The sequence below is a fragment of the Paenibacillus sp. 10L310 genome (assembly GCF_056395745.1).
Genome location: NZ_JBFTKC010000001.1, coordinates 1 through 18,577, shown reverse-complemented (window position 1 = coordinate 18,577; position 18,577 = coordinate 1). Strand labels below are relative to the sequence as shown.

The following is an 18,577-nucleotide window of genomic DNA, read 5'->3' as shown; positions in this document are numbered from 1 at the left end:
TTTTAGTATAATGTGTCTTAACTTTGAATGATATGATTAACGATTTTCTGAGCATCGTATTTAACCCATCCCAACAGTGCTGAACCCCGTGATGTTTGCCAAGGTAGCCCTACAAAGTACAGTCCAGCAACCGGTGATACGCCTCTCTCGTGTATAATTACACCTTGGGCATCAAAAGCAGTATTGATATCGATCCAACTATCATTTCGCTTAAACCCAGTCGCCCAGATAATATTGTCTATTCGTGTCTCACTACCTTCCTCATATAGGATGCGGTCATCTATTGCATTAATGGCACGTGGGCGCAGGTTAACTTTTCCCTGGGTCATCAAGTCTTTTAACTCATAGCCATATACGTACTCAGGCTGATTTCTCAACCATTTTCCAACCATACGATCTGCACTTGCACGTAATATTCCGAGCTTTTCAAAATACCAGAATATACTTCGTCTCATAATATGCAAAGGCCTAAAGGTAATATTTCGAGCTATGGATATGTATACGGTTTGTTTATCATCTGATGTCAACTCTACTGCGATTTGGGCACCTGAATTCCCTCCGCCTACAACTACTGTTGTTCCAGGAAGCAATTGAGAGATATTTTTATATTCTGATGAGTGAAGCTGAATCACATTCTCGGATAATGCTTTCGCAAAATGAGGAACATTTTTGGTCTGGAAAGGCCCCGTGGCAACGATAATATTGCGCGCTTCAATCGTTCCATCATTGGTTTCAGCATAGTACACCTCATCTTGCTTCGAGAGACGGGAGATTTTACAGTTTAACTTTATTGGAAGCTCCATTTGTTTAGCATAGTTTTCAAAATAATCTGCAATTTCATCTTTGCTTGGCAGGCTATTTTCATTTCCACTAAGCGGCATTCCCGGCAACCCATCATACATTCGTGGGGTAAAAAGACGCAAGGAATCGTACCGTTTACGCCAAGATTCCCCGATAGATGAGGCAGCATCAACGATTAAAAAGGTTAACCCCGACTGTTGAAGATAGTAACCTGCTGCCAAGCCTGCTTGCCCAGCTCCGATAACCAATACATCGTACATATGTATCATCCCCAATATCGTTTTATGTATTAATATATGAGCACTTGTTCATATGTTTATTTTACTTAACAACTGTCTGTTTAGCAATAGAAGAAAACATCACTACTTCCTTTTACAAGATCAGCCATTAAAAAGACTCCCTCACGGGAGCCTTTTAATCATTTCAGTGCAAGTTTCTTATAACTTCTCATGTATGCTACGTGCTAAGTATGATAGGTTGGTTGAATTCTACCTGGTGTATCTATCGATGTCATCGTTCGCAGACTGATGCTCTCTTCTATGGTAATCTTCATGCTGACGAACGTCGTTCTTTAATTTCGCTAAGAAACCCCACCCCATAAAGGCAAGTATAAGCACAGTAATCAGTGCATAAGCAAAGCTATATAGATTCATAAAAAAGTTGATAAATATTGCAGCGAGCATCAAGCCCAGAATCCATAATGTCCACTTTGTACCCTTTCTCAAATCATTTCCTCCTCAAGTCGTTACTGATAAGCTCTCTATGTATCACAGTACATACGAAACCATAGGAACGAGGTTTCAATCACAGGGCTTCAAATCTACATTTAGAGCGAATTACCGAATCTTTAATTAACATCAGTTCCAAGAGAAACATCCAATATGCCCGACATCCCTTGCGCAGAAGAGGTACTTACATAATACGAACCCGTCGACAATGCTTTGTCACTATAATATGTATGCTCTTTTCCGTCTGCCGGGACCCTGCCATACAATGTTTCAGTTCCACTAGGTGATCCTTCATTGATCGTGAACGTGAAGTGTTTCGAACCCGTGTTTTTAAAACTCACTTTAACATAACTAAATCCTGCCCGAATATCAAACCGATGCGTATTTGTAGTACCTGCGAAATTCTCATTATTAATTACTGTGAATGTAGTTAATATAGTATCACTAGCTTCATTTACTTTTACAAATTTTCGTTCGGAATCAGAAGTGAAATTATAGATTAAGATGATAACAGCAGCAGACACTAAACCTGCCACTATCATTTTTCTAATATGTTTCATGATATATGCCCTCCATATCTCTTGATACTAACTTTGATTATACAAATACTCAACAACACAAAAACCACTCCTTAATTAAGAAGTGGTTTTTGTATTATTTATAATTTCTAGCAGTGGCCGCCTCACAAATTCTTGTCACATCGTAACGAGAATCCACTCTGCCAGGCACATGATGCTTTAAAGGTTTTTACACCTTTATTACATCATGCCGCCCATTCCACCCATACCGCCCATGTCAGGCATTCCGCCACCAGCACCTGCTGGTTCTGGTTTGTCAGCGATAACCGCTTCTGTAGTCAAGAACATTGCCGCTACGGAAGCCGCGTTTTGCAATGCATAACGAGTTACTTTCGCAGGGTCAACGATACCTGCTTCGATCATGTTAACCCACTCGCCAGTTGCAGCGTTGAAGCCGATTCCTGTTTGTTCTTTTTTCAGACGTTCCACGATTACGGAACCTTCTTCGCCAGCGTTAGCTGCGATTGTACGAATTGGTGCTTCCAGAGCACGCAGGACGATGTTTACGCCTGTTTGCTCGTCACCGGACAGAGCTACAGCCGCAACCGCGCTATATACGTTCATGAGCGCTGTACCACCACCGGATACGATACCTTCTTCAACCGCTGCGCGAGTTGCGTTCAGGGCATCTTCGATGCGAAGTTTGCGTTCTTTCAATTCTGTTTCAGTAGCCGCACCAACTTTGATTACTGCTACACCGCCGGACAATTTAGCCAGACGCTCTTGCAGTTTCTCTTTGTCGAACTCGGAAGTTGTTTCTTCCAATTGTGTACGGATTTGGCTAACACGTGCATCGATATCGGATTTGTTACCAGCACCGTCAACGATGATTGTGTTTTCTTTAGTTACGCGGATTTGACGAGCTGTACCCAGTTGTTCCACAACAGCGGATTTCAGGTCCAGACCCAGTTCTTCCGTGATCAATTGGCCACCAGTGAGGGCAGCGATGTCTTGCAGCATTGCTTTACGGCGGTCACCGAATCCTGGAGCTTTAACAGCTACAGCATTGAATGTACCACGCAATTTGTTCACAACCAGCATAGCCAGTGCTTCGCCTTCGATATCTTCAGCGATCAATACCAGCGGTTTGCCTTGTTGAACGATTTTCTCAAGCAATGGCAAGATATCTTGCGTGCTGGAGATTTTTTTGTCTGTGATCAAGATGTACGGATTGTCCAAAACAGCTTCCATTTTGTCCGTATCAGTGATCATGTAAGGAGAGATGTATCCACGGTCGAATTGCATACCTTCAACCACTTCAAGCTCTGTAGCGAATCCTTTGGATTCTTCTACAGTGATTACGCCATCCTTACCTACTTTTTCCATAGCTTCAGCGATCAGTTCGCCTACTTCTTCGTCAGCTGCAGAGATTGCTGCAACTTGTGCGATGGATTGTTTGGAATCAATTGGTTTGGAGATGGATTGCAATTCAGCAACCGCAGCTTTAACCGCTTTGTCGATCCCTTTACGGATACCGATTGGACTAGCGCCTGCAGTTACGTTTTTCAGACCTTCTGTGATCAGCGCTTGCGCCAATACAGTTGCTGTTGTAGTACCGTCACCGGCAACATCGTTGGTTTTTGTTGCTACTTCTTTAACCAGTTGTGCACCCATGTTCTCGAATGCATCTTCCAGTTCGATTTCTTTAGCAATGGTTACACCATCGTTAGTGATGAGCGGGCTTCCGAATTTTTTCTCCAGAACCACGTTGCGGCCTTTAGGACCGAGTGTTACTTTTACTGCATTAGCCAATGCGTCCACACCACGAAGCATGGAGCGACGAGCGTCTTCACTGAATTTAATGTCTTTAGCCATGTTAAGAAAACCTCCCTAGTTTTTGTTGGAAAATGGTAGTGCTATATGGTTCGGTTATCCGATTAAATTTGAATTAGTCGAGAATCGCGTGAATATCGCTTTCTTTCATAATCAAATATTCTTTACCTTCGAATTTGATTTCTGTACCGGCATATTTGGAGAAAATAACGCGATCTCCTTCTTTCACTTCCAGAGCTACACGTACGCCGTCTTTCAATACTCCAGCACCAACTGCAATGATTCTACCCTCTTGCGGTTTTTCTTTGGCGGAGTCCGGGAGTACGATCCCGAAAGAAGTTGTTTGTTCTTGCTCCAGTGGTTCTACCAATACGCGTTCACCTAAAGGTCTGATCATGAAAAATAGCCTCCTTTTGAAATTATATAACGTTACATTGTAGGTTGTAGCCATATGTATTAGCACTCGACAGTGTTCAGTGCTAACAACCAACTTTATGATACTCAACTTGAAGCATGATTTCAAGTCCTTTTGACGAATTCCTGCGAGAATTTACGTTGAATTTACACAAACATAGCCAAATTACACCCGCTGTGCCTGGTTCTATGTTGCAATTCACTAATCTTATTCTACGAAATTGTTTAACCCTTCTGCAACGTTAACAGACAGTCCCTTCCCCATTGTATCCATTGTTGAACATAATATGCCTGCTTGTCCTGTCGTGGTGGTCGGCAGTCTACAGAAATAGCCCGGATAAGAACAGAACGTCTTTTCCGGGCACAGTGAAGCTCGTCTTCATTCAGCCCGCATGTTTCTTATCCTCGGCACGAACGTAGCGGGATTCGATCTCTTCATCGGCTGCAAGCTGCTTGCGATATACGATTGCGGATAATAACACACTGATCTCATATAACAAGAGCAAGGGAATCATCACCAGAAGGTCGGAAATAAAGTCTGGAGGTGTAATGACCACTGCAATGAAGATCAGAACAAAATAAGAGACTCTGCGCATCTTGCGAAGACGAATTGGATTCAGAATCCGCAGTCCTGTCAGAAACATAATAAGTAAAGGAAGTTCAAATAACAGGGACACAGGCAGCACAATGCCAAACAGGAAGCTGAAATACTGTTTCATCCCATAGGTCTCCACAAGCCCCATCTTCTCCGTTATCGCTGTTGTGAAGGCAAGTGCCATCGGAAAAATAACATAATACGAGAAAGCCATACCTGTCAGAAATAAAAGAAACACATAGGGCACATACTTCAGCGTCGCTTTTCGTTCGCGCGGCTTTAGCCCTGGACTAACAAACTTCCAGATCTGATACACCGTAAACGGCAGTGTAATAATAAGTGAGAACAACCCTGCAATCTTCATATAGATGCCAATCCCGTCCCAGAACGAGAAGGCATGTAATACAAAACCTTTTGCCGACTCTGCCTTGGTCAGATATTGGTATACCGGGTCCGCCACAAAAAATCCTGCAATCAGTCCCAGCACAAAAATACTTAATACGTAGATCAGCCGCTTCCGCAGCTCGCTCAGATGTTCCGTAATCGACATTTCTTCCATTTGCTGCGTCATGCCTGCCCCCCATTATTGCCAGCTTAAAATACAAAACCCTTCCGGCAGGAAGGGATTTCTCTTTCATTGCCGTCAAGATTATTCCGGCAGGCGTTTATCAGCAGGCTTGTCTGCAGGTGTGCTCTCAGCCGCCAGCGGTTTCGCCTTCTCCTGCTCTTTGCGATTGGACGAGTCATCCTCAGAGATAATCTCGCGAGCGCCCTCTTTGAATTCACGGAAGGTACGCCCAACTGCACGTCCCAGTTCCGGAAGTTTGTTGGGTCCAAACAACAACAATGCAATCACGGCCAGCAAAATAAAGCCCGTTGGTCCAATGGAACTAAACATTGATATTCCTCCTCGTCTCAAGCCTCGAAGATGCGCATACTCGGCCAGATGTTCATAGATGTCTCTGCTGCGTTCTTAATTTAAGCCCATCATACCATAGATGTAACCACTTACATAACCCGCAAAATTCACAAATAAGATAAGAGATGTCACTAGAACAATCTAACACCGGTTCATGGCTAATCGGATATCTTGCCCCAGAGTCCGTGCTCGATTATTGCTTGAACTGACCCGTAACCATCAGCAGCGCTTCCGGAAGCTGATCCATAATGGCCGCCAGATGTTCATGCACACCCTTTGGTGTACCTGGCAGATTAACAATCAGCGTGCGTCCACGAATGCCACATACCCCGCGGAACAGCATTGCAGAACGGTTTTTGCTCATTACACTGTACCGCATGGCCTCCGCCATCCCGGGAACTTCCCGCTCAATTACGCGCCGGGTCGCTTCCGGAGTAATATCACGAATGGCCAGCTCCGTGCCACCGGTAGTCAGCACCAGATCGGCGTGAAAATAATCCGTCATCTCAATCAAAGCCGCAATAATCTCATCGGGTTCATCCGGAACGATACGGTACTCCACGATTTGACCACCCAGCTCTTCTTCCACCAGCTCCCGAATGACTTGTGCACTCGTATCCTCACGTTCCCCGCGGGCTCCTTTGTCACTGGCTGTCAGGATTGCTGTTCTCCACACCATAAAGATCACCCTTCTCCTCTATGAAAATAAATATTGCCTATCGGCTGTAATCACCGTTTTTGCCACCACTCTTGGAATTCAACATGGTTGGACCGATAATCATATCTTTTTGCATGGCCTTGCACATGTCATAGACCGTCAGTGCTGCAGCTGAGGCAGCCGTGAGCGCCTCCATCTCAACACCCGTTTTGCCTTCGGTTTTGACAGTAACTTCAATGTGTAATTCATCCACTCCGTTATCATGAAAACGAATATCCACACCCGTCAGTGCCAGCGGATGGCACATCGGAATCCAGTCCGACGTTTTCTTCGCGCCTTGAATCCCGGCAATCTGAGCCACAGCCAGAACATCACCTTTGCCGATTCGGCCCTCCCGAATCGCTTCCAGTGTATCTGGATTCATCGTCACTTTCGTTACAGCCACAGCCGTACGTACGGTAATTTCCTTACCTGAGATATCAACCATCCGGGCCCGTCCCTGTTCATTAAAATGGGTCAGTTTACCACCGGAAGCCTGGCGGTTGTTCACTTCTGAACTCAATCACATCACAACCCTTTATTCGATATGTAATATACCTTCGGTTGTTATCAACAGATCAATCCGCAGATCGAGCAGGTCCATCGGGATCTCCTCCTGTAACTGACCCGGCAACACCATCGCAGCCATCAATGGTTTCTTGCCCGTCATCACACATGTTGCTGCAAGCGTCTCGGCAAAACGATCATAATAACCGCCACCATAACCAATACGCCCGCCGTGGAGATCATAACCAAGCCCCGGTACCAATACGAGATCGATATCCGGCCAATCATCAGGCGTCAGGACTTCACAGGAATCCTTAGGTTCGGGTATCCCCCATATGCCTGGCTCCAGATCCTGTTCTCCGGTCACTCGCCGTAGCTCCATTCGGGGTGGATTCGCCAACACTTTAGGTGCAAACATCACATCTCCATGATTCCAGCCCTCTTGAAACAGAAAAGCTGTGGACGCTTCGCTTCCATAGGACAAATAACTGAATATAACGAGTGGTTTGTTCACAACCTTGCTCTTGGCCTGTCTAAGGCGCTCCAGCTCCCGCTTCACTCCAGCGTTAATCTTAGTCATCGCCTGCTGATGCATGTTTGCATCCATCAGATCACGGCTCTGTCTTAGTCTGGATCGAAGCTGACTTTTCAGTTCCGCATGATCCTGCATATCCTTGAATAACCTCCTGTTGATAGGGAAGGTAGAAAAAAGCTCTCATTAAAAATGATTTATATGTTATGACCAGTTGTCATCTTGTTGAAATGGTTAAAATGATTCATTTTCTGCAAAATCCTCATGTAATAACATGCCTTCTTTCAGTTTATCATTGATTGATCAAAAAGACTACATACCCCATGCGTTCCCAATCGGTGCAATTGCTCTGTATTTCATGTAAACTGGGATATAGTTGTCATATCAAGAACTGGACCTATGGAGGAACTTAATTTTATGCTGCTGCAAGTATCCGGAATTATCAAACGTTTTGGTGTCGATCCAATCCTGGACGGCGTGAACTTACAAATATTAGAACGCGAGCGCATCGGCCTCGTTGGTGTAAACGGTGCAGGGAAATCCACTTTGCTCAAAATTGTAGCCGGTGAAATGTCCTATGACGGAGGACAGATTTTCAAGTCCAAAGAAACAACGCTCGGTTACCTCGCTCAGAACAGCGGGCTGCAATCCGACCGTAACATCTGGGAAGAAATGATGAACGTATTCGCTCACCTGACACAGGCTGAAGCCGATTTGCGTCAGATGGAACGCGATATTGCCGATCCTGCCCAGATGGAAGACGAGAAAAAGTATGCTGACCTGCTGGAACGTTATGCGAAACGCTCCGACTGGTTCAAGGACCATGGCGGTTATGAGATGGAAACCCGCATTCGCAGCGTACTGCACGGGATGGGATTCGGCGAATTTTCGCCAGACACTCCCATTGCTACTCTGAGCGGCGGGCAGAAGACACGCCTTGCGCTTGCTCGTATTTTGCTTCAGGCACCTGATCTGCTCATGCTGGACGAGCCTACCAACTATCTCGATATCGCCACCCTTACTTGGTTGGAAGATTATCTGAGAGGTTATTCAGGCGCACTGCTCGTGGTATCCCATGACCGGTACTTCCTTGATCGACTCGTAACAACCATCGTTGAGATCGAACGTCACCGCTCCAAAAAATATACGGGAAATTACAGCCGTTATATGGAGCTCAAAACTGCCGAATATGAAACTCAGATGAAGCAATATGAGAAACAACAGGGTGAAATCTCCAAGATGGAGGATTTTGTCCAGAAAAACATTGTACGTGCTTCGACGACCAAACGGGCGCAAAGCCGGCGCAAAGCCCTCGACAAAATGGAGCGCCTTGATAAACCAATGGGAGATTTGAAAAAAGCCCATTTTTCCTTCGAAACCGCCGTTATGTCAGGCAAGGAAGTGCTTCGAGTGGATCAGCTGTCTGTCGCTTATGACGAGGCTTCTCCATTGTTCCGCAACGTATCCTTCGATCTGCGACGCGGGGAAACGGTTGCTCTGATTGGACCAAACGGTATTGGTAAATCCACCATGCTGAAGTGTCTTACGGGAAGTTTACGTCCGGTAAGCGGGGAGATCCAATGGGGAACAAAAGTGCAGATTGGCTATTATGATCAGGAACAGACTGGGCTCAATCCGTCCAACACGGTTCTGGAAGAACTGTGGAGTGCCTATCCCGGGATGGAAGAAGCACGCATTCGGACCGTACTGGGGAACTTTTTGTTCAGCGGTGACGATGTGCTCAAGAAAATCTCCTCCCTCAGCGGCGGTGAGAAGGCACGTGTGTCTCTCTCCAAGCTGATGCTGAAGGAAGCCAACATGCTCATTCTGGATGAGCCTACGAACCATCTCGACCTGTTTGCCAAAGAAGTGCTGGAAGCGGCATTAATGGATTATGAAGGCACCCTGCTGTTCATCTCCCATGACCGGTACTTCCTCAACAAAATGGCTGAACGCATTGTTGAGCTTCATCCAGGCGGCACAGAACAATATCTCGGTAATTACGATGATTATGTGGAGAAAAAACAGGAGCTTGAGGACATCGCACGTGAAGCTGCTGAGGCACGTCAGGCTTCGTCCAAGAACTCGTCCAAATCCGATCTGAACACAGCCACAACCGAAAAATCCGGAGCGGCTTCATTCGAAGCGGAAAAACAGGCGAAGCGTGAAGAGCGTAACCGGCAACGCAAGCAGGAAGCTCTGGAACAACAGATTGCGGAGTTGGAAACAAAGATTACCGAACTTGAGGCACAGATGGCTCTGCCTGAAATCTATCAGGATTATATGAAGCTGCAAGAACTCCAGCAACAATCGGAGGAACACAAAGCAGAACTCACCAAAGCCTACGAGGACTGGGAAGAACTGGCTATGGAATAGTACGAATAGTACAGACTCAGACCATGGCTTGATCGCGTCATACAATTATAGTAGTACCACCGGCTGATTCCTTATTGGGATCAGCTTTTTGTTTGTTGAGGATGCGTATTGAAGCTATGCACCCTATCTTCTTTATGTTCCTTGAGATTGAACTCTAACATACGGAGGTTAGGGGAGCTGTTTTGACTTTTGTCAAATTTACTCGAATGAAGAGAAATATTTTTATCCCCCTGTCCCTCACACTTATCCACAAGAAAGCAAGATAGCAAGCACATTAATAAGCTTAATTATACAGCGGTAGAATAGCCTTTTGCACACAAAAACCATATTTATCCACCAAGTTATCCACTTTATCCACAACTTTGTGGATAGTAAGGAGTCATTCTATCCCCTAAACCCTTTTCGTTTCGAAAACTATGCTGGTTTGGCTTTGGGATAGTTACCCACAAATTACACTGGATATGTGGATAACTATAATAACACCTTGACAAATGCATCATTCCACTCCTCAATGTACCTCCATAATAAGACAAAAGCAGACCTTTGTCGTTCAAGGCCTGCCCGTCATTTATTTACTATATGCCATGCATATTTACAACGAATTGCAATTGCTACTATTGCCGCTGTAGATGCGATCTGGCAAAAGATGTTTTACGCATGTGCTTCTTGTTCATGATGTTCGGAAGACTCGGCCTTCAGCCCAGCAGCATTACAAGCCGCTACATAAGCCAAACCGGCAGCCATGACGATATCATTATGTGTTGCTGTTCCCCGGAACTCACGTCCTGCACGCTCCACGGTAACTACAGCTTCTGCACTTGCACCCTCTCCACCACTCAAGGCATGCATCTCCATATCTACAAATGCAATATCATCGGAAATGCTCTGACCAATCGCACGGATAGTTGCATCCACGGGTCCACCGCCAACAGCGGAGTAAGATTGTTCTCCAGCGCTTGTGCGAATACGCACGGCGGCCATTCGATCCGTCATGCTGCCGGCCGTCACCTGCAATTCAACCAGTTCATAGTCCTGTGCAGGAATATTCATGGTCTGGCTAACCATCTGTAATAACTGGTCGTCACTGACCACTTTTTGCTGGTCTGCGGTTTCTTTGAACACCTCATACAATTGCTCCATCTGTTGCTCATCCGGCTCAAAACCGTATTTGCGAACCCGATCCTTCAGGGCGTGACGACCGGAGTGTTTGCCCAAAATAATCATGCTGCGCGGAATACCCAGCGCTTCCGGGTCCATAATTTCATAGGTGCTCCGATTCTTCAGCAGACCATCCTGATGGATGCCGGATTCATGCTGGAATGCATTACGTCCCACCACTGGTTTGTTGTACGCAATCGGGAAGTGCATCGCACGGCTAATCTGACGTGAAGTCTCATACAGCTGATTCAGCTTAATGTTCGTCGTTGCACCAATTGCGTCTCCCCGAGTCTCCAGCGCCATAATCAGCTCTTCCAGTGCACAGTTCCCCGTCCGTTCTCCAATACCATTGATAGTCACTTCAATCTGGGTAGCTCCATTGGCAATCGCAGCCAAACTATTGGCTACGGCCAGGCCCAGATCATTATGACAGTGAGCACTATAACGAACCTGATCGCCACCTCTTGCACCCTCACGCACCCGACGGAACATCTCGCCATACTCATGTGGCAGGGCATAACCGACCGTATCCGGCAGATTGATAATGCTCGCTCCAGCTTCAATGGCGACTTCAACCATTTCAATCAAATCGTCCATCTTGGTACGAGCAGCGTCCATGGCTGTGAACTCTACGATGTCCGTGAACTGGCGTGCATAAGATACCATCTCACGAGCGGTAGCCACCACTTCACTGCGCGGACGCCGCAGTTGATGCTCAATATGAATATCAGAGGAAGAGATAAACAGGTGAATTCGGCGACGTGCTGCATCCGCTGTTGCTTGAACAGCTGCATCGATATCACCTTTGACCGCACGCGCGAATCCACAGATCTCCACGTTCTGCAACTGTCTCGAAATCGCCTGAACCGCCGCGAACTCACCTGGACTGGAGATCGGGAATCCAGGCTCAATGACGTCGATACCCAGAGAAGCCAGTTGGTGTGCCAGTTCAATCTTTTGCTCGGGCTGCAGACTTGCTCCCGGTGCCTGTTCTCCATCACGCAGCGTTGTATCAAAAATTTCAATCATGCGTTTGTTATTAGTTGTTGTCATATCCATCAACCTCCATCAAATTTTTATAAATATTTTCGTTACGATCCACGTGCCACAGAACACCCGCTGATCGCCGTCCCTGTTGTTATATGTTTTGTTTGTAAACGCGTATGTTGTTTGTAGCTTAGTCCTTGGTGATCAGTAATACCTGTTGAATGTTTCGTGCCTATACTTGTTGTTCAATGTTCGTTACTCGTTCGTTGTATATCCGCTTACCCTCATGACAGAGTGTACGTCGACTTACACCCTGATCCTCTGACTTTTCAATCCCCATATGGTTCTTCCCATGCCCACCCTGCTGCCGGCAGCAAACACAAATAACCCGCCATCTCATATAAGAGACGGCGGGTTATTATCCCCTCCGCGGTACCACTCTCGCTTGATGGGCCAGGCTTGCGCCGGACTCCATCCACCTCGTCGTCTCCGATCCGCTGGATGTACGTACACGCACGACACCACTGGAATTCGGAGAAACACCCTATAACGGGGGTTAACCGTTGCTGTGTAACACATGTTGTTGTCCATCAGGACAACTGGGCGATTGATATCATCCCAAGCTTCCACAGCTCCGTTCCCGGGCGAGATTCGAATGATTCCAGCCACTGCGTCGCACCACCCCGCAGCTCTCTGAGCGCTTTGTCATTCTACTGCTCCCGTTCATCACATTTATAATATGACCTAACTTCATTCAGCCTTATTTTGAAAATCAAAAAAACCTGCCACCTCATGCAATAATGCAAGAGACGACAGGCTGTTCACCTTCGCGGTACCACTCTTGTTGACTTCCTTCCTGTTCATTCAAGACAACCCCTGAATGCTTTCGCATATCCGGATCACTTAAAGCAGCCTAAAAGCCCCCTCAGTTATCGTCAGTTGATCCTTGTAATAACGGCCTACCGACAACGGCCCATTCACGGAGGCAACCCGTAACCATGTACTTTGGGCCATAATCGGCCTTCGGATTCTCCCAGGGAGTCACCGTGTTCCATCGTTCCGCTTCCAGGTGAGTTTCAGGTTTCCTTCGACTGCGTTGCACCATACCGCAGCTCTCTAAGACCGGGAATGACCTTACTATTCCTGTTCATCGCGTTTATCAGTTCAGGAATCTGAATTCCTGTTTAAATTTGTAACTAAATATACATTCTTTACATCCCTGCTGTCAACTCTTAATCTCAAACTGCCTGTTTATATAAACTATAAGTGCGTGTTCAAAAAGATCGGTTTTCAGTACCGAGAAGATGGGATGAAGCTAGAAATGGAGTAGCGGAGCGTAGTCAAAACTACGTGAGCAACGGACATTTCGGCTGAATCCCATATTCGATGCTGATGATGCCGCTAGGCATCATTCGTAATCAAAAGCGGGCTTTTTGAACAACCTCTATAAGGACTGAACGGACCATTCCTCCAGAGAAAGTCCCGGATCTGCCTTCGCATCAAATTCAGCAATTTCTCCCCGCTGCCATTTCAGATACGCAGCCGCTCCAATCATGGCCGCATTATCTGTACAATACTCCATTGGCGGGATCAACAGTTCAAGCCCTTCCTTCGTGCATCGCTCCTGTAATGCCGAGCGTAACCCCCGGTTAGCTGCAACACCACCACATAATAACAGTTGACGTGAACCATATTCACGAACTGCTCTAACGGCTTTCTCCACCAACACTTCAACAACAGCTTCCTGGAAACCACGTGCAACCGCAGACGGCTCCAAGGTTTCTCCGCGCATTTTGGCCTGGTTGAGCACATTCAGTACAGCAGACTTCAGACCACTGAGACTGAAATCGTACGAACCTGCTTCCAGCCATACCCGTGGTAATGGCACTACATCCTCCGCTTCAGACGCCATCCGGTCCACATGCGGGCCTCCCGGATAAGGACAACCCAGTGCACGTGCTACTTTGTCATACGCTTCGCCTACAGCATCATCACGTGTACGACCAATCAGTTTGAACTTACCCTCGGATTCCATATGCACGAGTTCTGTATGTCCACCAGATACGACCAATGCCATCGCTGGATATTGCAGTTCATGAGTAAGTCGGTTGGCATAGATATGCCCGGCAATATGATGTGTGCCAATGAGCGGTTTGCCCAGTGCCATCGCCATCGTTTTGGCCGCAACGATACCCACCAGCAGTGCTCCGACCAGCCCCGGACCTTGCGTCACGGCGATTGCACTTAGATCACGTGGACGAATGCCGGACTGTTCGATCGCCTGTTCCAGCATCAACGTAATGACTTCAACGTGTTTGCGTGAAGCCACTTCAGGTACAACACCACCAAATGCCTTATGGGTCTCGATCTGACTTGAGATCAGATTGGACAGCACTTCCCGTCCATCTTTGACTACTGCTACCGATGTTTCATCACAGCTTGTCTCCACCGCCAAAATGTAGGATGGTGCAGAATTTATTTTTTCATTAAGTTCGTTCATGAATCCAGTACGCTTCCTTCCTCTTCGCCGCTCCGGCCTGCAGACGGCAAGTTCGCCCACATAATCATCGCATCTTCCCCATTATCGGAGTAATATCCTTTACGAAGACCCGCCGATTCAAACCCTTTTTTCTGATATAAACGCTGAGCAATGCTGTTCGAGACTCTGACCTCCAGCGTCATTCGTTCCATCCCGAGATAAGCCGCTGTGCTCATTAATTCATCCAGTAACTTTTCGCCAAGCTTGCGTCCACGGTACGCGCCTCTGACTGCAATATTGGTAATATGGGCTTCATCCATGATTGTCCACATACCTGCATAGCCGATGGCTTTTCCTTCTAATTCCATCACCATATATTTAGCAAAATGATTGTGTGTCAATTCATTTTGAAATGCTTCTTCCGTCCAGGGCAGGGTAAAGGCCTCATGTTCAATCTCCATCACATCGGGAATATCCGCGAGTGTCATGAACCTGAACTGAAGCGTTGCTTCCTGCTTATTATTCGCCACATTGTCCATCTGCTTCCCCTCCCCCCTTTAGCCTTTGCGCAGCAGATTGGCTTCCGCTTCAGACAGCTGGGTGTAGTTCGGCACCAGCGCATGCACGTCATCACGCTGACCTGCAAGCAACGCGGCGGCGCCAAGGCGCCCAACCCAGCGGCCTTCCAGTTCATAAGGTACGAGCTGGAGCGCCGTTCCTGCGGGGCAGCGAAGCTCCGCCGCTGCCGCAGCATGAGGGCCCGTCTCGCCGACGATCCAGACGGCTACGGGCCGCTCTTCCGGCGCCGCCTCCGCCATGCGGGCGGCGAGGGCTTCCAGCCATCCGTCCATCTTGCGGATGGCATCAGGCGCCAGACGCCGGGGCGCATCGCTCCCGGCGGAGGCAAACAGCGCGGTGCACGCTTGACCGCGCCGTGCATCCACAAGCGGAACGATCCAGTGGACAGGGGCAGCACCTGTGCTGCCCTGGTCCGCGGATGGCGTTCCGCCAGCCCCTGCTGCGGCATCTTCTGCCGCAGCTTCCGCCTTGGCGGCAAGGCCGCTGTGCCAGCCGCCCCAGGCGATGGCCTGAAGGCTGGACACCCCGGCTACGGGGATGTCCCACGCCCAGGCCAGTGTCTTCGCCGCGGTCACCGCAATGCGGATGCCCGTGTACGAGCCTGGGCCAACGCCAACGGCAATGCCGTCAAGTTGCCCAGGCTGTGTGTTGCTGGCGGCCAGCAGCTGCTCCATCACCGGTACGACGTGTACCGAATGGTTACGCTCAGCCCGTTCATTGCGTTCTTCCAGAAGCGCATGATCTTCCATCATCGCAGCTGCCATCACTGCGGTCGATGTATCCAACGCCAAAAACCGCTGACGCGGCTCTTTTTGTAAATCTTCCATCATCATTTGACCCCATTCTGTCTGAACTGTCGGCACATGGCTGCATAAGTCTCGCCGTACCCATCCAGTGTAATCGTTCGATTCTCCAGGCCCGTTGTTTCAATCTGCACATGCAAATGCTCTTGCGGTAGCAATTCGGGAATGATACTCGACCACTCCACCAGACTGACTCCGGCTCCATAGAAATATTCATCAAGTCCAAGCTCATCCGCTTCTTCCAGCGATATGCGATATACATCCATGTGATATAAAGGCAAACGCCCTTCGTACTCCTTAATTAGCGTGAATGTGGGACTGCTTACCACATCACGTACACCCAAATGCCAGGCAAATTTCTGTGAAAATGCCGTTTTTCCCGCGCCCAGATCACCATCCAAAGCAATCACCATGCCGGCGTTTGCCTGACTGGCGAGTGCGGAAGCGAGTGCTTCTGTATCTGCAATGCCATGGGATTGATACACCCACTGCTCGTGCGTCTGATTCAATATTCGCCCCACCTTTGGCGGTCCAGCCGCCTGAGTTCACTTTGAACCTTATTATATCGGTCCCTTTCTTCCCCCGCAACATCCAAGGAGGCAAGCGGAAATATAACATGCATTATTAGACATGTCTCAAAACTTGCTTCCTTCGAAGTTTCAGACTCCTATTAGGAAAAACCAAAAACCGGCACCTCTCGGTACCGGCCGTGTTATGCATATATTTCTGCGTTTATTCATTCTCTAATTCCTCTATAACGATATGCTACTTGTATCTACTCCTCCAAGCGATCCACACGAACCGTCTGGGTATTTCCCGGTCTGCTGCCAACCTGAACGGTTGCCATACCATTGGCTTCATCCACATTCTCGATCCAGACTGGATCTCCCTCCAGCGTAACGGCAATGGTATCCTTCGAATCATAGATCGCTTTGGCGCGCTTTGCATCCATCATCTTATTCATACTCCCCTTCCGGATCATCATGTGATTCTCGAACCATGCTATCTGTTGTACTTTCACCAATATAACCGTTATCTTCCGTAACCTGTCCCCCGCCTAACCCTTCATTCACCATCCGGTCAATGTCGAGCATGAACGACTCCCGATCAAGGGGCAATTCTTCTGAAGTGACCGCTTCCCAGTTTACAGCTGTAGCAGGTGTATAGAATTCTTCAGCACTTTCGGCTTTGGCAAGAGGATACGGAGAAAATGCATGCTTGTGTGCTTCTTCCTCATCACGTCTGTTCTTCAATAGTGCACCTCCCGGCATATGTGCTGCGAGAATAACTACTTTACTTATCCCATGCTCATCTTCCTGTTGGAATCCGAAGCATGTTTCTGTTATCATCCCCGAGTCTCGCCGAACCATACGAATTCGTTCGTCTACAAGACGATTATCCCTCGCGCCAGATGCCCATACTATTAAATATAAATCCGTGTTCAAAAAGTCCGGAGATTCGTAATCAAAAGCGGAAATTTTTGAACAACCTTTTGAAAGGAGCCGATCTATGCATACCGTCTGGAAAGGCGCAATCAGTTTTGGCCTTGTGCATGTCCCTGTCAAAATGTTTTCGGCTACCGAAGACAAAGACATCTCGATGCGCTATATCCATAAAGTTTGCGGCAGCCCGCTCGCTTATGTTCGTCAATGTCCCTCCTGTGAAGTGGACGTGAAGTGGGAAGAGATCACCAAAGGTTATGAATATGAAAAAGGAAAGTTTGTTCTCTTCGAGAAAGATGAATTGGAAGCGTTAAACGACTCCACCAGTAAAACCATTACCATACTGGATTTTGTCGACTTGACTGAGATTGATCCGATTTATTTTCAGAAAACATATTACCTATCGCCCGATCAGGCTGGTGGAAATGCCTACCAGCTCTTGATGAACGCCATGCGGGATACCGGAAAAATTGGCATCGCCAAAATCTCCATTCGCTCGAAGAGTAGCCTGGCTGCCATACGCGTGCTGGAAGATTGCCTCTCCATGGAGACGATTTTCTATCCGGACGAGATTCGTCCTGTCTCCCAGGTGCCCAACTTGCCGGAAGTGCAGAACGTGAATGAAAAGGAACTCACGATGGCAAAGTTGCTGATTGATCAATTGTCCACGCCTTTTGAACCCGGTAAATACACCGATGACTATCGCAGCAAACTGCTGGACCTTATCCAGCACAAAGTGGCGGGCGAGGAAATCAAAATTGCTCCAGCCAAACCTGAAGCTAATGTGATGGATTTGATGGCTGCCTTGCAGGCAAGTATCGAGGCCGTGAAGCCTATTCCGGCTGACCCTGGGACAACAACGGCCAAGCCTAAGAAACGTGCACCGCGAAAAACGCCTGCTCAAGCGGTTGCCGGAGGAGAATCCGATACACCTGCTGCACCAGCCAAAAGAAAAAAGGCGACAACCAAACCAAAAGTTTGAATGTCGCTAAGGCAAGACCGATTCCGTTATATGCTTGTGTAATGCGTTCAACTCAAGTCCGGCTTTACAGTCGGATTTTTCGTATTATCAGGTTAGCCAGTAATTACTGGTTGGCCTTTTTTTGTGGTCGTTTTACGATGGGGGAAGCCGGGAGAACGTGGCGGTTTTAGGGGCTAGGACCTCGTAACAAAAACAGTTCTCCCACGACCTTCCAAAAGACCATGTGT

Annotated in this window: 19 protein-coding genes and 1 other annotated feature; of the genes, 2 read left to right on the top strand and 17 right to left on the bottom strand. The window is 47.6% G+C overall.

The annotated features are described in order from the left end of the window. Positions 1 to 17: 17 nt before the first annotated feature. The 10 genes from AC1DE7_RS00095 to AC1DE7_RS00050 form a co-directional block, all read right to left on the bottom strand. Positions 18 to 1,070, bottom strand: coding sequence for a flavin-containing monooxygenase (locus AC1DE7_RS00095; RefSeq protein ID WP_477533503.1), 1,053 nt, complete (start codon positions 1,068 to 1,070; stop codon positions 18 to 20). Positions 1,071 to 1,289: 219 nt separating this feature from the next. Next, a complete protein-coding gene (locus AC1DE7_RS00090; RefSeq protein WP_017690072.1) occupies positions 1,290 to 1,526 on the bottom strand; it encodes a hypothetical protein in 237 nt (78 codons plus the stop codon). Between the two features lie 122 nt (positions 1,527 to 1,648). Continuing rightward, positions 1,649 to 2,089: a hypothetical protein gene (locus AC1DE7_RS00085; protein WP_477533502.1), complete on the bottom strand. Its 441-nt coding sequence runs from the start codon at positions 2,087 to 2,089 to the stop codon at positions 1,649 to 1,651. Between the two features lie 198 nt (positions 2,090 to 2,287). Further along, positions 2,288 to 3,922, bottom strand: coding sequence for a chaperonin GroEL (gene groL / locus AC1DE7_RS00080; RefSeq protein ID WP_036611259.1), 1,635 nt, complete (start codon positions 3,920 to 3,922; stop codon positions 2,288 to 2,290). Between the two features lie 73 nt (positions 3,923 to 3,995). After that, positions 3,996 to 4,277: a co-chaperone GroES gene (gene groES / locus AC1DE7_RS00075; protein WP_017690077.1), complete on the bottom strand. Its 282-nt coding sequence runs from the start codon at positions 4,275 to 4,277 to the stop codon at positions 3,996 to 3,998. A 400-nt stretch (positions 4,278 to 4,677) separates the two neighbouring features. Beyond that, positions 4,678 to 5,460 (bottom strand): twin-arginine translocase subunit TatC, encoded by a 783-nt coding sequence (tatC, locus tag AC1DE7_RS00070; RefSeq protein WP_017690078.1) that lies wholly within the window; start codon positions 5,458 to 5,460, stop codon positions 4,678 to 4,680. Positions 5,461 to 5,538: 78 nt separating this feature from the next. Beyond that, on the bottom strand, positions 5,539 to 5,787 hold the full coding sequence (gene tatA / locus AC1DE7_RS00065) for a twin-arginine translocase TatA/TatE family subunit (RefSeq protein ID WP_036668966.1): 249 nt from the start codon (positions 5,785 to 5,787) through the stop codon (positions 5,539 to 5,541). Between the two features lie 214 nt (positions 5,788 to 6,001). Then, positions 6,002 to 6,487 carry a MogA/MoaB family molybdenum cofactor biosynthesis protein gene (locus tag AC1DE7_RS00060; RefSeq protein WP_017690080.1) on the bottom strand — a complete coding sequence of 162 codons (486 nt, stop codon included), beginning with the start codon at positions 6,485 to 6,487 and terminating at the stop codon, positions 6,002 to 6,004. A 37-nt stretch (positions 6,488 to 6,524) separates the two neighbouring features. Next, complete coding sequence (moaC, locus tag AC1DE7_RS00055) at positions 6,525 to 7,016, bottom strand: cyclic pyranopterin monophosphate synthase MoaC (RefSeq protein WP_288993406.1); 492 nt, start codon at positions 7,014 to 7,016, stop codon at positions 6,525 to 6,527. Positions 7,017 to 7,043: 27 nt separating this feature from the next. Further along, positions 7,044 to 7,682, bottom strand: coding sequence for a 5-formyltetrahydrofolate cyclo-ligase (locus AC1DE7_RS00050; protein WP_076327290.1), 639 nt, complete (start codon positions 7,680 to 7,682; stop codon positions 7,044 to 7,046). A gap of 279 nt (positions 7,683 to 7,961) precedes the next feature. Here AC1DE7_RS00050 and AC1DE7_RS00045 point away from each other — a divergent pair, with 279 nt between their 5' ends. Further along, the gene (locus AC1DE7_RS00045) at positions 7,962 to 9,920 is read left to right on the top strand and encodes an ABC-F family ATP-binding cassette domain-containing protein (protein ID WP_477533501.1); all 1,959 of its coding nucleotides are present in this window, start codon (positions 7,962 to 7,964) and stop codon (positions 9,918 to 9,920) included. A gap of 651 nt (positions 9,921 to 10,571) precedes the next feature. Here AC1DE7_RS00045 and AC1DE7_RS00040 read toward each other — a convergent pair. From AC1DE7_RS00040 to AC1DE7_RS00010, 7 genes are all read right to left on the bottom strand, one after another. Further along, positions 10,572 to 12,131, bottom strand: a complete 1,560-nt coding sequence (locus tag AC1DE7_RS00040; protein WP_036668956.1) for a 2-isopropylmalate synthase — start codon at positions 12,129 to 12,131, stop codon at positions 10,572 to 10,574. A gap of 334 nt (positions 12,132 to 12,465) precedes the next feature. After that, positions 12,466 to 12,801 (bottom strand) — a binding site (T-box leader). Positions 12,802 to 13,509: 708 nt separating this feature from the next. Continuing rightward, positions 13,510 to 14,565, bottom strand: coding sequence for a tRNA (adenosine(37)-N6)-threonylcarbamoyltransferase complex transferase subunit TsaD (tsaD, locus tag AC1DE7_RS00035; protein ID WP_036611272.1), 1,056 nt, complete (start codon positions 14,563 to 14,565; stop codon positions 13,510 to 13,512). Next, positions 14,562 to 15,083, bottom strand: a complete 522-nt coding sequence (gene rimI, locus AC1DE7_RS00030) for a ribosomal protein S18-alanine N-acetyltransferase (RefSeq protein WP_036668955.1) — start codon at positions 15,081 to 15,083, stop codon at positions 14,562 to 14,564. Before rimI ends, tsaD begins: the two co-directional genes overlap by 4 nt. An 18-nt stretch (positions 15,084 to 15,101) precedes the next feature. After that, on the bottom strand, positions 15,102 to 15,950 hold the full coding sequence (gene tsaB / locus AC1DE7_RS00025) for a tRNA (adenosine(37)-N6)-threonylcarbamoyltransferase complex dimerization subunit type 1 TsaB (protein ID WP_036611559.1): 849 nt from the start codon (positions 15,948 to 15,950) through the stop codon (positions 15,102 to 15,104). A 2-nt stretch (positions 15,951 to 15,952) separates the two neighbouring features. After that, positions 15,953 to 16,435 (bottom strand): tRNA (adenosine(37)-N6)-threonylcarbamoyltransferase complex ATPase subunit type 1 TsaE, encoded by a 483-nt coding sequence (tsaE, locus tag AC1DE7_RS00020; protein WP_477533500.1) that lies wholly within the window; start codon positions 16,433 to 16,435, stop codon positions 15,953 to 15,955. A 266-nt stretch (positions 16,436 to 16,701) separates the two neighbouring features. Then, the gene (locus tag AC1DE7_RS00015) at positions 16,702 to 16,878 is read right to left on the bottom strand and encodes an H-type small acid-soluble spore protein (protein WP_026081228.1); all 177 of its coding nucleotides are present in this window, start codon (positions 16,876 to 16,878) and stop codon (positions 16,702 to 16,704) included. A 4-nt stretch (positions 16,879 to 16,882) separates the two neighbouring features. Further along, entirely contained in the window at positions 16,883 to 17,275 is a 393-nt protein-coding gene (locus AC1DE7_RS00010) for a hypothetical protein (protein WP_218034884.1), read from the bottom strand. 160 nt (positions 17,276 to 17,435) lie between these two features. Here AC1DE7_RS00010 and ku point away from each other — a divergent pair, with 160 nt between their 5' ends. Continuing rightward, entirely contained in the window at positions 17,436 to 18,350 is a 915-nt protein-coding gene (gene ku / locus AC1DE7_RS00005) for a non-homologous end joining protein Ku (RefSeq protein WP_076251464.1), read from the top strand. The last annotated feature ends 227 nt before the right edge of the window (positions 18,351 to 18,577 follow it).

What these genes read in the sequence shown, in the direction of transcription:
- rimI (WP_036668955.1), bottom strand. Translation starts at nt 15,083, where the DNA reads ATGGACAATGTGGCGAATAATAAGCAGGAAGCAACGCTTCAGTTCAGG.
- AC1DE7_RS00015 (WP_026081228.1), bottom strand. Translation starts at nt 16,878, where the DNA reads ATGGATGCAAAGCGCGCCAAAGCGATCTATGATTCGAAGGATACCATT.
- AC1DE7_RS00060 (WP_017690080.1), bottom strand. Translation starts at nt 6,487, where the DNA reads ATGGTGTGGAGAACAGCAATCCTGACAGCCAGTGACAAAGGAGCCCGC.
- tatC (WP_017690078.1), bottom strand. Translation starts at nt 5,460, where the DNA reads ATGACGCAGCAAATGGAAGAAATGTCGATTACGGAACATCTGAGCGAG.
- AC1DE7_RS00085 (WP_477533502.1), bottom strand. Translation starts at nt 2,089, where the DNA reads ATGAAACATATTAGAAAAATGATAGTGGCAGGTTTAGTGTCTGCTGCT.
- tsaB (WP_036611559.1), bottom strand. Translation starts at nt 15,950, where the DNA reads ATGGAAGATTTACAAAAAGAGCCGCGTCAGCGGTTTTTGGCGTTGGAT.
- tsaD (WP_036611272.1), bottom strand. Translation starts at nt 14,565, where the DNA reads ATGAACGAACTTAATGAAAAAATAAATTCTGCACCATCCTACATTTTG.
- AC1DE7_RS00010 (WP_218034884.1), bottom strand. Translation starts at nt 17,275, where the DNA reads ATGATAACAGAAACATGCTTCGGATTCCAACAGGAAGATGAGCATGGG.
- AC1DE7_RS00045 (WP_477533501.1), top strand. Translation starts at nt 7,962, where the DNA reads ATGCTGCTGCAAGTATCCGGAATTATCAAACGTTTTGGTGTCGATCCA.
- AC1DE7_RS00040 (WP_036668956.1), bottom strand. Translation starts at nt 12,131, where the DNA reads ATGACAACAACTAATAACAAACGCATGATTGAAATTTTTGATACAACG.
- groL (WP_036611259.1), bottom strand. Translation starts at nt 3,922, where the DNA reads ATGGCTAAAGACATTAAATTCAGTGAAGACGCTCGTCGCTCCATGCTT.
- groES (WP_017690077.1), bottom strand. Translation starts at nt 4,277, where the DNA reads ATGATCAGACCTTTAGGTGAACGCGTATTGGTAGAACCACTGGAGCAA.
- tatA (WP_036668966.1), bottom strand. Translation starts at nt 5,787, where the DNA reads ATGTTTAGTTCCATTGGACCAACGGGCTTTATTTTGCTGGCCGTGATT.
- AC1DE7_RS00050 (WP_076327290.1), bottom strand. Translation starts at nt 7,682, where the DNA reads ATGCAGGATCATGCGGAACTGAAAAGTCAGCTTCGATCCAGACTAAGA.
- AC1DE7_RS00095 (WP_477533503.1), bottom strand. Translation starts at nt 1,070, where the DNA reads ATGATACATATGTACGATGTATTGGTTATCGGAGCTGGGCAAGCAGGC.
- ku (WP_076251464.1), top strand. Translation starts at nt 17,436, where the DNA reads ATGCATACCGTCTGGAAAGGCGCAATCAGTTTTGGCCTTGTGCATGTC.